Below are 12,865 nucleotides of genomic sequence, written 5' to 3'. Positions count from 1 at the left end.
CTTACGCCGGCACCGGAATCGGCACGGCGGCATCCCCTTGCGGGTCGGGGACCGCGGGCGGCACGGCGGCGCGCGCGAGCGCCATCGCCTGGCGCAGCACCGCGGTGTCGCCGATATGGTTGGCCAGCAGCAGGATCAGCTGCGCGTTGGCGGCCTGGCTTTGCGCATCGCTCAGATCGCGATGCATCTCCAGCAGCGACTCGTAGACGTCGTCCGGCCGCGCGAGATTGGGTTCGGTGACGAGTTGCGCGGCCGGCGGCTCGGGCTCGGCCGGCGCCGCACGCCATTGCACGTCGAGCATGCCGAGCGCGCGGCGCAGCGCGGTCAGCAGCGCGTCGTGCTCGGCCTGGCGCCAGCGTGCGCAGACGTGCTGGTCGGGGCGCAGCAGATAGCAGGTGCCGGGCTGGCCGTCGTAACGGCGCGCGGCCAGTCCGTCGATGTCTTCGAGGATTACCGCGCCGCGCGGCAAAGTCGGCGTTGGCGTCGGCGTTGACGTTGGCATCGGCGTTGACGTTGGCGTCGGCGTCGGCGTTGACGTTGGCGTCGGCGTTGACGTCGGCGTGGCCATGAGCGTTGGCGAGGACGTTGGAGAGCACGTTGGCGTGGGCTGCGTCGATGGCGTCGGCGGCATCACGCAGACCACCTTGACCGGCACCGGCGCGGCGCTCAGTTGTTCCAGCGCCGCGCACGCCGCCGGCGACAGGCCCCGAGCGTCGGCGAACACCAGCGCGGTGAAGTCGCTGCCGAGATGCGGCAGCAGCCAGCCCTCGCCCCGCGCCTCGTTTCCCTGCCTTGCCGTGCCCTGCCCTTCCTCGCCCATGACGCGCACCGGCGCATCGGCGCAGACCGCACCGGGCACCATCGCGCCGCCGAACGGCGCCGTATCGGGCGTGTTCAGCGGCGACGGCGTCAGCACGGTCGGCGTCGACAGCCGGCCGCTGTTGACCAGCTGGCGCGCGAACGGATGCTGGCGCGCGAGCCGCAGCACCGCATCGCGAAACACGCGGCTGGTGGCGCTCTTGGGCGTGATGAAATCGGTCGAGCGCGTCGAATGCAGGATGTTCTCGTCGGCAGCGTATTCGCGCTCGCTGGCATAGGTGTCGAGCAGCGCGTCCGGCGCCAGCCCGGCCAGCACCAGCCGCAGCTTCCACGCCAGGTTTTCCGCGTCCTGCACGCCGCTGTTGGCGCCGCGCGCGCCGAACGGCGAGACGCGATGCGCCGCGTCGCCGGCGAACAGCACGCGGCCGTGGCGGAAGCGCTCCATGCGCTGGCACGAGAAGGTGTAGACGCTGACCCATTCGAGCTCGAACTGCGCGTCCGGCCCGAGCAGCGCGCGCAGGCGCGGCAGCACGCGTTCGGGCTGGCGTTCCTGTTCGGGATCGGCATCCCAGCCCAGCTGGAAATCGATGCGCCAGATATTGTCGGGCTGCCGGTGCAGCAGCACCGACTGGTTGCGGTTGAACGGCGGATCGAACCAGAACCAGCGTTCGGCCGGGAAGCCGGCGGCCATCCGCACGTCGGCGATCAGGAAACGGTCGCGGAAGGTCCGGCCCTGGCTTTGCAGCCCCATCAGCTGGCGCACGGGACTGCGCGCGCCGTCGGCCACCACCACGTAGCGCGCCGCCATCGTGTAGTCGCCCTCGGGCGTCGATACCGTCAGCACGACCCGATCGGCCTCCTGCCGCAGGCCGCTGACGCGATGGCGCCAGCGCAGTTCGAGACCGGGCAGTTCGCCCGCGCGATCGACCAGGTAGCCCTCGACGTAGTACTGCTGAAGATTGATGAAGGCGGGACGATGGTGGCCGCTCTCGGGCAGCAGATCGAAGCTGTAGACCTGCTCCTGGTCGAAGAACACGCGGCCGACGTGCCAGCGCACGCCCTTGTCGACCAGCCGCTCGCCGCAGCCGAGGCGATCGAAGATCTCCAGCGTGCGCTTGGCGAAGCAGATCGCGCGCGAACCGCTGGCCAGCGTGCAATCGTCATCGAGCAGCACTACCGGCACCTGCTGCTGGGCCAGGCCGATGGCGGTGGCGAGGCCGACGGGACCGGCGCCGATCACGACCACGGGCCGCAGCGGCGCTTGCACATCCGCTTGCACCCCGGGTTGCACGCCGGGTTGCATATCCGCTTGCACGCCCCCTTGCAAGCCCCCTTGCACGTCAGCCTGCACGCCCGCCTGCTGTTCCGCGCAGCGACGGTAAGCAAAGGTGCGGGCCGCGTAGTGGGCCGGATCCGCGCCTCGGTCCTTTGCCGGATCGTTCTCGCTTGCCTGAGCTGGGGTTTCCATGTCGTCTCCATCCCGCCGCCGCGCCCGCTGTCCCGCGAACTGCGGCGGCCAGCATGCCGCCGGGGTTCAGTCCTGCAGCGCGGCCCACATTTCCTTGTCGCGCTCCGCGGTCCAGATGCGCGGATGCTTGATGCCGCTGGCCTCGTCATAGGCGCGCGCCACGTCGAACGGCAGGCAGTGCTCGTAGATGAAGACGTGGCCGAACTTCGGGTCCATCGCCGCGCGCGTATGCGCCATCGCGCCCTTCAGGTCGAGCTTCTGCGCCACCGCCTCGCGGCCGCGCTGCAGCAGCGTGCTGACGAAATCGCGCGTGTAGGCGAGGCCCTTGTCGACCTGCTCCGGCGTGGTCAGCGCGGGACCGCGTCCCGGCACCAGCGCCTGCGGCTGCAGCGCGCGCAGCGCGTCCAGCGTGGCCGGCCACTCCTCGAGCTGCGCGTCGCCGCAATAGCAGGCCGCGTCGTACTCGACCAGGTCGCCGGAGAACAGGATCTTCTGCGACGGAATCCACACCACGGTATCGCCCTTCGTGTGGCCGGGGCCGAGATGCAGGATCTTGACCTCCAGATTGCCGAGGAACAGCGTCAGCTCGCGCTCGAACACCAGGTTCGGCCACGTCAGGCCCGGCACGGTCTCGACGCCGGCGAACAGCCGCGGAAAACGCTCGATCTCGGACTTCATGTCCGCCTCGCCGCGCTCGACGATCATCTCGTAGGTGCCGCGGCTGGCGATCACGTTCTGCGCGCCTTCGCTGAAATAGGCCGACGCGCCCAGCACGCGCACCGCGTGGTAGTGCGACAGCACCACGTGCTTGATCGGCTTGTCGGTGACGGTGCGGATGCGCGCGATCAGGTCCTGCGCCATCGCGGGCGTGGCGGTGGTGTCCACGATCAGCACGCTGTCGTCGCCGATCACCACGCCCGAATTCGGATCGCCCTCGGCGGTATAGGCGTAGGCGTTGTCGGACAGCCTGGTGAAGGTGACCTGCTTCGCTTCGAGGTCGGCTTGCGACGCAAAGGCTTTGGACATGGGGCTTGTCTCCGTTCTGCTTGGTGCTGTCTGGGCTGTGGTTCGGCGCCTGCCGACGCGCATTTCCCAGCATAGGCCGCATGGCGCGGCGTCACCCGCGGTCAGCCGATGAATTACGTATTGTGAAACGAATTTACCGAATCGTAATCAGCGATACGAAAGGTGTCAATCCGGATTCGGCCGAAAAGCCGGCAGCGGTGTAGAGGAAGGCGACGGGAACAGACGTGAAGGGCCCGCGGCGGCACGGCGATGTGCGCACGGCGGCTTTTGCCGGAGAACCGGAAGCGCGGGAGAAACGGCGGAGAAGGGGAACGCGGAAGTGCTACCGGACGAAGACGCCTGGACGAACGCGCCCGGTCACGCCGGATGCGGTCGGAGGCCGCGCGGCGCTAAAACCAGCGGCCGGACGAACGCCGGCCGCAAGGGGAAGATGACAGGATCAGACCGGCTTCTGGCCTTCGCCCTGCGGGGTGCCCATGCCACCCGCGCCGGACGTGCCGCCGCCCGAGGAGGCGGACGAAGCCGAGGACGCCGATGCGCCGCCCGCCGGACCGGCCATCGAGGCCGCGGTCACGCCGCCGTTGCGGCTGGCGATGAAGGCGTTGACGTCCTGCGCCAGATGCTGGGGGGCAAGCACCACCTCCAGACCGAGCGCCTCGCAGGCGGCCAGGAAGGTAGACATACGCGGATCGGCCTGGCCCGACTCCGCGCGCAGATACGCCTCCCGGGAGATCCCGGCCTTGCGGGCGACGTCCTCCTGCTTGAGCTTGCGCGCTCGGCGCAATGCCCGCAGTTGCCGGAACGGTTCGCTAGCGCCTCGTGGCACGGCTGTACTGTTCATATCGGTCTCCAGTCACCAAAAAAGAAAGTGCGCGGACGTGCATTCGAGTATAGAGCACACGTCGCGTTCCGTATGTAATCAGGGAAACACTTTTACAGAATTCACGGTTTGTGCCGGTTGGCTTTCCTCCAGCCCTGCCGTCGCGATATCGGGCCCTTTGAAGTGCCCGTGCTTCCACAATAGCGAATAGGGCTCGTTAGCGCCAAGTTCGGTTTGACAGACCGACCGGTCGTGCTATTCTTCCGAGCATGCAAAAAGGCCATCTGACGCGCAGCGCGATCATCGCTCAGGCATTCGATACCGCGACGCGGATCGGATTCGAGCAGCTGTCGCTCGCGGAACTGGCCGCCAGCACGGACATGTCCAAGAGCGGCCTGTACGCGCACTTCAAGTCGAAGGAGGCCTTGCAGCAGGCAGTGCTGGAACTGGCGATCGAGCGCTTCACGGCGATGGTGGTGCAGCCCGCGCTGCGCCAGCCGCGCGGCATACCGCGCCTGCGCGCGCTGTTCGAAGGGCAGCTCGAATGGATCGGCAGCACCGACTCCGGCGGCCGCTGCCTGTTCATGGCGCTGGGCCAGGAGTATCGCGACCGGCCCGGCGTGATCCGCGACATGCTGGTCCGCGCGCTGAAGGACTGGAACGGCATCGTGGTCCGCGTCGCGTCGGACGCCATTCAGGACGGCAGCCTGGGCGCGGACGAGGAACCGCGCCAGATTGCCTTCGAGATGGCCGGCATCGTGATGGCCTTCCAGCAATCGCTGAAGATGCTCGGACGCGCGGATGCGCAGGCGATGGCGCGCCGCGCCTTCCATTCGCTGGTCACGAGAGGCAAACGCGCGGCGGCATAGGCCGCACAAGGACCGCACAGGGCCGCACAGGACGCCCGCAAGCCGGATAGGCCGCACGCGCCGAACGTTTGCGCTGGTCCCCCGAGGCAACGTTTTTCCTCGGCAATGTTTTCGCCGATAAATAGCACGACCGGTCGGTCTTATCGAGGCCCGAGAGCAGCACGAGGGGGCCGCGCAGCGAGGTCGACGGGTTGGGGATGGAACCGCAAACGGAGTGAATATCGTGACACAGGCCCTGTCTCCCCTTCGCCCCGGCCAGGCCGCACCGGGCCAGATCGCCGCGCGGCTGGCGCAGGCCGGCCTGGCATGGCGGCGCCTGCGCTGGCAGACCGCGTCGGCGCTGTTTCCCGAGCAGACCGCGCGCGCCTTCGAACGGGCGTGGTTCGGCGTGCCGGACGCGAACGTCGATGCCGCCGGGCAGGCCTTCCTCGCCGGGGCGCGCGCCGATTGGGCGCTGGTCACTGGCGGCGGCGCGACGCGCCGCGTGCGCGTCTACCGCTGGCACGGCGAAGGCCCGGCGGTGCTGCTGGCGCACGGCTGGGGCGGCAATGCCGCGCACTGGCAGGCGCTGGTGCCCGCGCTGCTCGCCGCCGGTCATCGCGTGGTCGCTTTCGACGCGCTGTCGCACGGCGCCTCCGATGCGGGTGCGCTGGGCCCCGGTCAAAGCTCGCTGATCGAGATGTCGCGCGCGCTGCTGGCGGCCGCCTGGCACGCCGGGCCGATCCATGCGGTGGTCGCGCATTCCTTGGGCTCGGCCGCGGCGGCGCTGGCGCTGCGCGAAGGGCTGCCCGCCGCGGCCGCGGTGCTGATCGGCGCGCCCGCCGACATGCGCCACGCCTCGGCCACGCTGGCCTGGCAGCTCGGCGTCGCGCCCGCGGTACTGGCGCGCGTGCAGCGCAACAGCGAACAGTGGCTCGGCATGCCATGGGGTGCGTTCAACGTGCCCGATATCGGCCGCTGCCGCCCAGTGCCGCCGACGCTGGTCGTCCACGATCGCCACGACAAGGAGGTGCGCTGGGAAGACGGCGCCGCGATCGCCGGTTCGTGGCCCGGCGCCACGCTGCTGACCACCGAGGGCCTGGGCCATCGGCGCATCCTGCGCGATGCGGGCGTGATCGATCAGGTCGTCGCCTTCCTCGCGCAGCGCCTGTTGTCCCGCGGCGCGCCCGCTGCCGCGATACCGCCGCAGCATGCCGAGCGGACGGTACGCTCGGCGGTGCGAACCGAAGACTTTGGCGTGGCCCGCTGATTCCGACCCTTACGGGCCGCCTCTGCGCCATGCCGTTGCGCGTGCGTCGCAGGACCCGCGCCGCGCCAGCCTCGAACTCGAACTCGAACCTGGGGTCGATGGAGTCCGTCGTGTCGATCCCTCAGCCGGCCCGCGCCAGGATTTGCCCGCCCCCATAGCTCGACTGCTCCGGCGGTGTGCCACCCAGCGTCACCCGGATCGCGCAGTACTTGAACTCCGGGATCTTGCCGAACGGATCGAGCGCCGAATTGGTCAGCTTGTTGATCGCCGCCTCGTAATAGCAGAACGGCACGAACACCGCGCCGCGCGGCGTGCCCTCGTCGGCGCGCGCATACAGCGCAACCTCGCCGCGGCGCGACGCCAGCGTGATGACGTCGCCGGGCTTGCCGCCCCACTGCGCCAGATCGAGCGGATGGACCAGCGCGGTCGGGTCGGGCTCGAGCGCATCGAGCACCCCCGCCCTGCGCGTCATGCTGCCGGTGTGCCAGTGTTCGAGCTGGCGCCCGGTGATCAGCACGAACGGATAGTCCTGATCCGGCCGTTCGGCCGCGGGCACGATATCGGCCGGCACGAAGCGCGCGCGCCCCGTCGGCGTGGGGAAGTCGTCGGTGAAGATCACCGGCTCGCCGGCATCGCCTTCGGCGCGGCACGGGTAGGTGACCGCGTGTTCGCGTTGCAGCCGCTCCCAGGTGATGCCTGCGATGCTCGGCATCGCCAGCCGCATTTCGTCGAAAACCTCGGCCACGTCGCCGTAGCGCCAGTCCAGGCCCAACTGCGCGGCCATCTGCTGGATGATCCACAGGTCCTGGCGCGCCTGTCCCGGCGGGTCGATGGCCTGCCGGCCGAGCTGCACGATGCGGTCGGTATTGGTGAAGGTGCCGGTCTTCTCGGGGAAGGCCGAGGCCGGCAGCACCACGTCGGCGAGATAGGCGGTCTCGGTCAGGAAGATGTCCTGCACCACCAGATGATCGAGCGCGGCCAGCGCCTCGCGCGCATGCTGCGCGTCGGGGTCCGACATCGCCGGGTTCTCGCCCATGATGTACATGCCGCGCACCTCGCCGCGTTCGATGGCCTGCATCACCTCGACCACCGTCAAACCCGGCTGGCGATCGAGCGGCGTGCCCCATAGCGCCTCGAATCGCGACGCGGCGTCGGCATCGTCGACGCGCCGGTAGTCCGGATACATCATCGGAATAAGCCCGGCGTCCGAGGCGCCCTGCACATTGTTCTGGCCGCGCAGCGGATGCAGGCCGGTGCCGGGCCGGCCGATCTGGCCGGTCATCAGCGCCAGCGCGATCAGGCAGCGCGCATTGTCGGTGCCATGCACGTGCTGCGACACGCCCATGCCCCACAGGATCATCGCGCTGCCCGCTGTCGCGTAGAGCCGCGCGACATGGCGGATCGTCTCGGCGTCGATGCCGCAGATCGGCGCCATCGCCTCGGGGCTGTAGGCGGCCACATTGCGCTCGAGTTCCTCGTAGCCGATCGTGCGGCTCTCGATGAAGTCGCGATCGACCAGTCCTTCGGTGACGATCACATGCATCATCGCGTTGAGCAGCGCGACGTCGGTATCCGGCTGGAATTGCAGGAAGCGATAGGCGAAGCGCGCCAGGTCCGAGCGCCGCGGATCGGCGACGATCAGCTTGGTGCCGTTGCGCACCGCGTTCTTGATCCAGGTGGCCGCGACCGGATGATTGACGGTCGGATTGGCGCCGATCAGGATCACGACCTCGGCCTTGCCGACATCGATCACCGGGTTGGACACCGCGCCCGAGCCGATCCCCTCGAGCAATGCCGCCACCGACGAGGCGTGGCACAGCCGCGTGCAATGGTCGACGTTGTTGCTGCCGAAGCCGGTCCGCACCAGCTTCTGGAACAGATAGGCCTCCTCGTTGCTGCCCTTGGCCGAGCCGAAACCGGCCAGCGCGCGCTTGCCGTGGGTATCGCGAATGCGCGCGAGGCCGCCGCCGGCAAGCGCCAGCGCTTCCTCCCACGTCGCCTCGCGGAACACCTCCATCACGCGCTCGGGGTCCATCACCGCATCGCCGCGCTTGGGCACGCCCTCTCGGCGCACCAGCGGCACCGTCAGCCGGTGCGGGTGCGCGGCGTAGTCGAAGCCGTAGCGGCCCTTGACGCAGAGCCGCGCGTGATTGGCCGGGCCATCGCGCCCTTCCACGTACTGGATGCGGTTGTCCTTGACGTGATAGGTCAGCTGGCAGCCGACACCGCAATATGGGCAGACCGATTGCACCTGCTTGTCAGGCACCGCCAGCGCGGCGGCGCGCGCCGGCATCAGCGCGCCGGTCGGGCAGGCCTGCACGCATTCGCCGCAGGCGACGCAGGTCGACGTGCCCATCGGATCGTCCATGTCGAACACGATCTTCGCGTCGGCGCCGCGCAGCGCGATGCCGATCACGTCGTTGGCCTGCTCGTCGCGGCAGGCGCGCAGGCAGCGCGTGCACTGGATGCAGGCATCGAGATTGACCGCGATGGCCGGATGCGACAGATCGGGCGCCACGGGTGCGCGCGGCGCAAAGCGCGGCTTGCCGATCTCGAGGCGCGCAGACCACTGGTCCAGTTCGCTGTCGCGCGTGTACGCGGTCTCGGGCATGTCGGACTGCAGCAGCTCGAGCACCATGCTCTGCGCCTTGCGCGCGCGCGGCGAATCGGTCTGCACCTTCATGCCGTTCGCCGGCTGGCGGCAGCACGACGGCGCCAGCACGCGCTCGCCATCGATCTCCACCATGCAGGCGCGGCAGTTGCCGGCCGGCTCCAGGCCGTCCTTGTAGCACAGGTGCGGAATCTCGACGCCCTCGCGCCTGGCCACCTGCAGCAGCGTTTCGCCGGGCGCGGCCACCACCTCGCGGCCGTTCAGCTGGAAGGCGACCGAAGCGGGATCGGAGGCTTGGACGAGGGCGCGTTCGGCGCGGGTCAATGCATTCATGGCGGTCTCTTGGATCTGTCGGATCTGTCGTACGGCGGCTTCTTCGGGCTGCTTGCGGCTTGTTGCGGCTGCTCGCGCTCAGGCCAGCTCGTGCGGGAAATAGCGGATCACGCAGTCGATCGGATTGGGCGCGGCCTGCCCCAGCCCGCAGATCGACGCATCGCGCATCACCGCGGACAGGTCGGCCAGCGCCTCCCGGTCCCACTGCGGCTGCGCGATCAGCTGCACGGCCTTGGCCGTGCCGACGCGGCAGGGCGTGCATTGGCCGCAGGACTCGTGCGCGAAGAAATGCATCAGGTTGCGCGCCACGTCGACCGCGCGATCGTGGTCCGACAGCACCACCACTGCCGCCGAGCCGATGAAGCAGCCATGCGGCTGCAGCGTGTCGAAGTCCAGCGGGATATCGCCCATCGACGCGGGCAGGATGCCGCCCGACGCGCCGCCCGGCAGGTAGCCGTAGAAACGATGGCCATCGAGCATGCCGCCGCAATACTCGTCGATCAGCTCCGTGATGGTGATGCCGGCCGGTGCCAGATGCACGCCCGGCTTGTTGACGCGGCCCGACACCGAGAACGAGCGCAGTCCCTTGCGTCCATGCCGGCCCTGCCCGGCGAACCACTCAGGTCCTCGTTCCAGGATGTCGCGCACCCAGTACAGCGTCTCGAAGTTGTGCTCCAGCGTCGGCCGGCCGAACAGGCCGACCTGCGCCACATAGGGCGGGCGCAGCCGCGGCCAGCCGCGCTTGCCTTCGATCGATTCGATCATCGCGGACTCTTCGCCGCAGATATAGGCGCCGGCGCCCCGCCGCAACTCGATCGGCGGCAGGTCCGCGCATGGCGGGTCCTCGCGCAGCCGCCGCAGTTCCTCGGTCAGCAGCGCGCGGCAGCCGGCGTACTCGTCGCGCAGGTAGATATAGATCGCATCGACCTGCACGACCCGGGCGGCGATCAGCATGCCTTCGAGGAAGCGATGCGGATCGCGCTCCAGATAGAAGCGGTCCTTGAAGGTGCCGGGCTCGCCTTCGTCGATATTGACGGCCATCAGGCGCGGGCCGTCCTCGGCCCGCACGATGCGCCATTTGCGTCCCGCCGGGAAACCGGCACCACCGAGGCCGCGCAGTCCCGCATGCTCCATCGTGGCGATGGCGTCGTCGGCGGACAGCGCGCCTTCGGCCACCGCGCGCAGGGTCCGGTAGCCGCCCTGCTCGCGATACGCCTGGTAGTCGACGTACGGCTCGGGCTCGTGGCGCACCGCGCCCGCGGCCACGCGTTCGACGATCGCCTCCGCGCTGGCCACGTCGACCGGATTCTGTCCGACCAGCGCCGCGGGCGCACGCTCGCAGCGGCCGATGCAGGGCGCGGCGACCACGCGCACGTCGGTGCCGAGCAGCGCAGGCAGTTTGTCGAGCAGCGATTGCGCGCCGGCCATCTCGCAGGCGATGCCCTCGCAAACGCGCACGGTCAGCGCAGGCGGCGGCGCGATCGCGCCATCGGCATCCTCGCGCACGACGTCGAAGTGGTGATAGAAGGTCGCGACCTCGTAGACCTCCGCCTGCGCCATCTTCATCTCGGCGGCCAATGCCGCCAGATGCGGCGCGGCGAGCTGCCCATAGCGATCGTTGATCGCGTGCAGGTGTTCGATCAGCAGATCGCGCCGGCGCGGCGCCTCGCCGAGCAGCGCGCGCACCTCGGCGAGCGCGGCGGGGTCGACTTGCCGCCCCTTGGGCTGGCGGCGCTTGCGCTGCCGGCCGATGCTGTCGACCGGAATGGGGATCACGACCTGATTCATGGTCATCTCTGTTCGTTGTCCTGGATGCCTGTGGGAAGCGGCGTTGGGGGGCGCCGCCGGGTCGATGATAGCGCCATCGGCCGCGGGCCCTGCCGCCGCTGCTGATTCCCGCGCCCACCGGCATCACGGTGGGCGCGCCCGCCCTTGCTGCAGACCCCGCTACGTCAGATCGTCCGGCACCGGCTGCAAGCCCATCGGGTGAACGGCGCTGGCATGCACATGCTTGCGGATATGGGCCTCGCGCATCGGCTTGAGCACGAACACCGCCAGCAAGGCCGAGAACGCCGCCATGCCGGAGGCCAGCATGAAGACCGCATGCCAGTCGCCGGTGGCCGCCGTGATCACGCTGCTGAACGGCACCAGCAAGGCGGCCGTGCCCTTGGCCGTGTACAGCAGGCCGGCATTGGTGGCGGCGAACTTCGGCCCGAAGGTGTCGCCGCAGGTGGCCGGGAACAGGCTGTAGATCTCGCCCCAGGCGAAGAACACCACGCCGGTCAGCACCACGAAGGCGACCGGATGATGGCCATACTTCGACAGCAGCAGGATGCCGACGGCTTCGACCGCGAAGGCGATGAACATGGTGTTCTCGCGGCCGATATTGTCGGAGACCCAGCCGAAGAACGGACGCGTGAGACCATTCAGCACGCGGTCGATCGTCAGCGCGAAGGTCAGCGCCGGCAGCGTCAGCCCGAGGATCGACACCGGCGTGTTGTCGAGACCAAAGTCCTTGGCGATCGGGCCGAGCTGCGCGGTGGCCATCAGCCCGCCGGCGGCCATCATCACGAACATCGCGTACATGATCCAGAAGATCGGCGAGGCCAGCACCTGGCGCGGCGAGGCGTTGTAGGTGGCCGCGGCCTTCAGCGTGCTCTTGACCTCGTCGAGGATCTTCGCCGACGGCGGATACAGCGCCATGCCGAGGAAGAACACCACCAGGCCCTGCCCCAGGCCGAACCACAGGAACGCCGCCTCGTAGCCGCTGTTCTTGATCACGTAGGCGATCGGCACCACGGTCAGCGCAGAGCCGGCGCCAAACCCCGCCGCGGTAATGCCCGCCGCCAGCCCGCGCCGGTTCGGGAACCACTTCAGCGCGTTGCCCACACAAGTGCCGTAGACCGCGCCGGCGCCGACGCCGCCGACCGCCGCGGCGAAATACAGCATCGGCAGCGACTCGGCCATCGAGTTCAGCACCCAGGCCACGCCGCACAACAGCCCGCCGCCGACCACCACCGGCCGCGGCCCGTACTTGTCGACCAGATAGCCCTCGATCGGCACCAGCCAGGTCTCGGTGACCACGAAGATCGTGAACGCAACCTGGATCGCGGTGCGTCCCCATTGGTGCTTCTCGTCGATCGGATTGACGAACAGCGTCCATCCGTACTGCATGTTGGCGATCATCGCCATGCAGATGACGCCGAAGGCCAGCTGTACCCATGGCGAAGCAAAGGGGGAACGCTGCGCGTCTTGCGGTTGTTCCATGGTGTCTCCTTTTCGGCGGTGGGGAACCGCGTCGATTGGGAATGGGAGCCTGATGGCGCCTCTCATGCGGCGGCGGCAAGGACGTCCGCTGCTGCCGTCTAGTGCTATACAGTATGTGGTATATCAGTCGAGTCAAGGGGTTTTTGCCGTGGCTTACCGGGCCTGGCGACCTCGCGTGCTGCCGGTGCGCGGCGGGCCGCGAGGCGACGCGGGAACGCCGCTCGACACACACGTGCCGATTGATGCGAGACGCGCATCAAGCGCGCCGCGGTCCGACTGAACAGCGTCTGGAAATCAGGGAGTTAGCCAAGGCCCCGGCATCAATGGCGTGCCGGCACGGCGAGCGGCGCGTGGTGGCCGCTGCCGGGCGGCATCGGTCCGGCCCCCGCAGACGGCACGGGAG

Annotated in this window: 8 protein-coding genes; 2 read left to right on the top strand and 6 right to left on the bottom strand. The window is 69.1% G+C overall.

What is annotated here, in order from left to right; all coding sequences use genetic code 11:
• Position 1 precedes the first annotated feature (1 nt).
• The 3 genes from KZ686_RS22410 to KZ686_RS22400 form a co-directional block, all read right to left on the bottom strand.
• On the bottom strand, positions 2–2,287 hold the full coding sequence (locus KZ686_RS22410; RefSeq protein WP_265633720.1) for an FAD-dependent monooxygenase: 2,286 nt from the start codon (positions 2,285–2,287) through the stop codon (positions 2–4).
• 66 nt (positions 2,288–2,353) lie between these two features.
• The gene (locus tag KZ686_RS22405; RefSeq protein WP_149316223.1) at positions 2,354–3,313 is read right to left on the bottom strand and encodes an MBL fold metallo-hydrolase; all 960 of its coding nucleotides are present in this window, start codon (positions 3,311–3,313) and stop codon (positions 2,354–2,356) included.
• Positions 3,314–3,752: 439 nt separating this feature from the next.
• Positions 3,753–4,154, bottom strand: a complete 402-nt coding sequence (locus tag KZ686_RS22400; RefSeq protein WP_149316224.1) for a helix-turn-helix domain-containing protein — start codon at positions 4,152–4,154, stop codon at positions 3,753–3,755.
• Between the two features lie 248 nt (positions 4,155–4,402).
• Here KZ686_RS22400 and KZ686_RS22395 point away from each other — a divergent pair, with 248 nt between their 5' ends.
• Positions 4,403–5,002, top strand: a complete 600-nt coding sequence (locus KZ686_RS22395; protein ID WP_150082528.1) for a TetR/AcrR family transcriptional regulator — start codon at positions 4,403–4,405, stop codon at positions 5,000–5,002.
• Between the two features lie 223 nt (positions 5,003–5,225).
• Positions 5,226–6,251, top strand: coding sequence for an alpha/beta fold hydrolase (locus KZ686_RS22390; protein WP_265633719.1), 1,026 nt, complete (start codon positions 5,226–5,228; stop codon positions 6,249–6,251).
• 121 nt (positions 6,252–6,372) lie between these two features.
• Here KZ686_RS22390 and fdhF read toward each other — a convergent pair whose 3' ends face one another.
• The 3 genes from fdhF to oxlT all read right to left on the bottom strand — a co-directional run bounded on the left by fdhF (position 6,373) and on the right by oxlT (position 12,462).
• Positions 6,373–9,195 (bottom strand): formate dehydrogenase subunit alpha, encoded by a 2,823-nt coding sequence (fdhF, locus tag KZ686_RS22385; protein WP_265633718.1) that lies wholly within the window; start codon positions 9,193–9,195, stop codon positions 6,373–6,375.
• 78 nt (positions 9,196–9,273) lie between these two features.
• A complete protein-coding gene (locus KZ686_RS22380) occupies positions 9,274–10,983 on the bottom strand; it encodes an NADH-ubiquinone oxidoreductase-F iron-sulfur binding region domain-containing protein (RefSeq protein ID WP_265635371.1) in 1,710 nt (569 codons plus the stop codon).
• 159 nt (positions 10,984–11,142) lie between these two features.
• A complete protein-coding gene (oxlT, locus tag KZ686_RS22375) occupies positions 11,143–12,462 on the bottom strand; it encodes an oxalate/formate MFS antiporter (protein WP_226106070.1) in 1,320 nt (439 codons plus the stop codon).
• Positions 12,463–12,865: the final 403 nt, after the last annotated feature.

The organism is Cupriavidus cauae, assembly GCF_026210475.1.
Taxonomy (GTDB): Bacteria; Pseudomonadota; Gammaproteobacteria; order Burkholderiales; family Burkholderiaceae; genus Cupriavidus; species Cupriavidus cauae.
Note: the sequence above shows the minus strand (reverse complement) of the source record. Positions and strands in the feature narration are given on the sequence as shown.

What these genes read in the sequence shown, in the direction of transcription:
- KZ686_RS22410 (WP_265633720.1), bottom strand. Translation starts at nt 2,287, where the DNA reads ATGGAAACCCCAGCTCAGGCAAGCGAGAACGATCCGGCAAAGGACCGA.
- KZ686_RS22405 (WP_149316223.1), bottom strand. Translation starts at nt 3,313, where the DNA reads ATGTCCAAAGCCTTTGCGTCGCAAGCCGACCTCGAAGCGAAGCAGGTC.
- KZ686_RS22400 (WP_149316224.1), bottom strand. Translation starts at nt 4,154, where the DNA reads ATGAACAGTACAGCCGTGCCACGAGGCGCTAGCGAACCGTTCCGGCAA.
- KZ686_RS22395 (WP_150082528.1), top strand. Translation starts at nt 4,403, where the DNA reads ATGCAAAAAGGCCATCTGACGCGCAGCGCGATCATCGCTCAGGCATTC.
- fdhF (WP_265633718.1), bottom strand. Translation starts at nt 9,195, where the DNA reads ATGAATGCATTGACCCGCGCCGAACGCGCCCTCGTCCAAGCCTCCGAT.
- KZ686_RS22380 (WP_265635371.1), bottom strand. Translation starts at nt 10,983, where the DNA reads ATGAATCAGGTCGTGATCCCCATTCCGGTCGACAGCATCGGCCGGCAG.
- oxlT (WP_226106070.1), bottom strand. Translation starts at nt 12,462, where the DNA reads ATGGAACAACCGCAAGACGCGCAGCGTTCCCCCTTTGCTTCGCCATGG.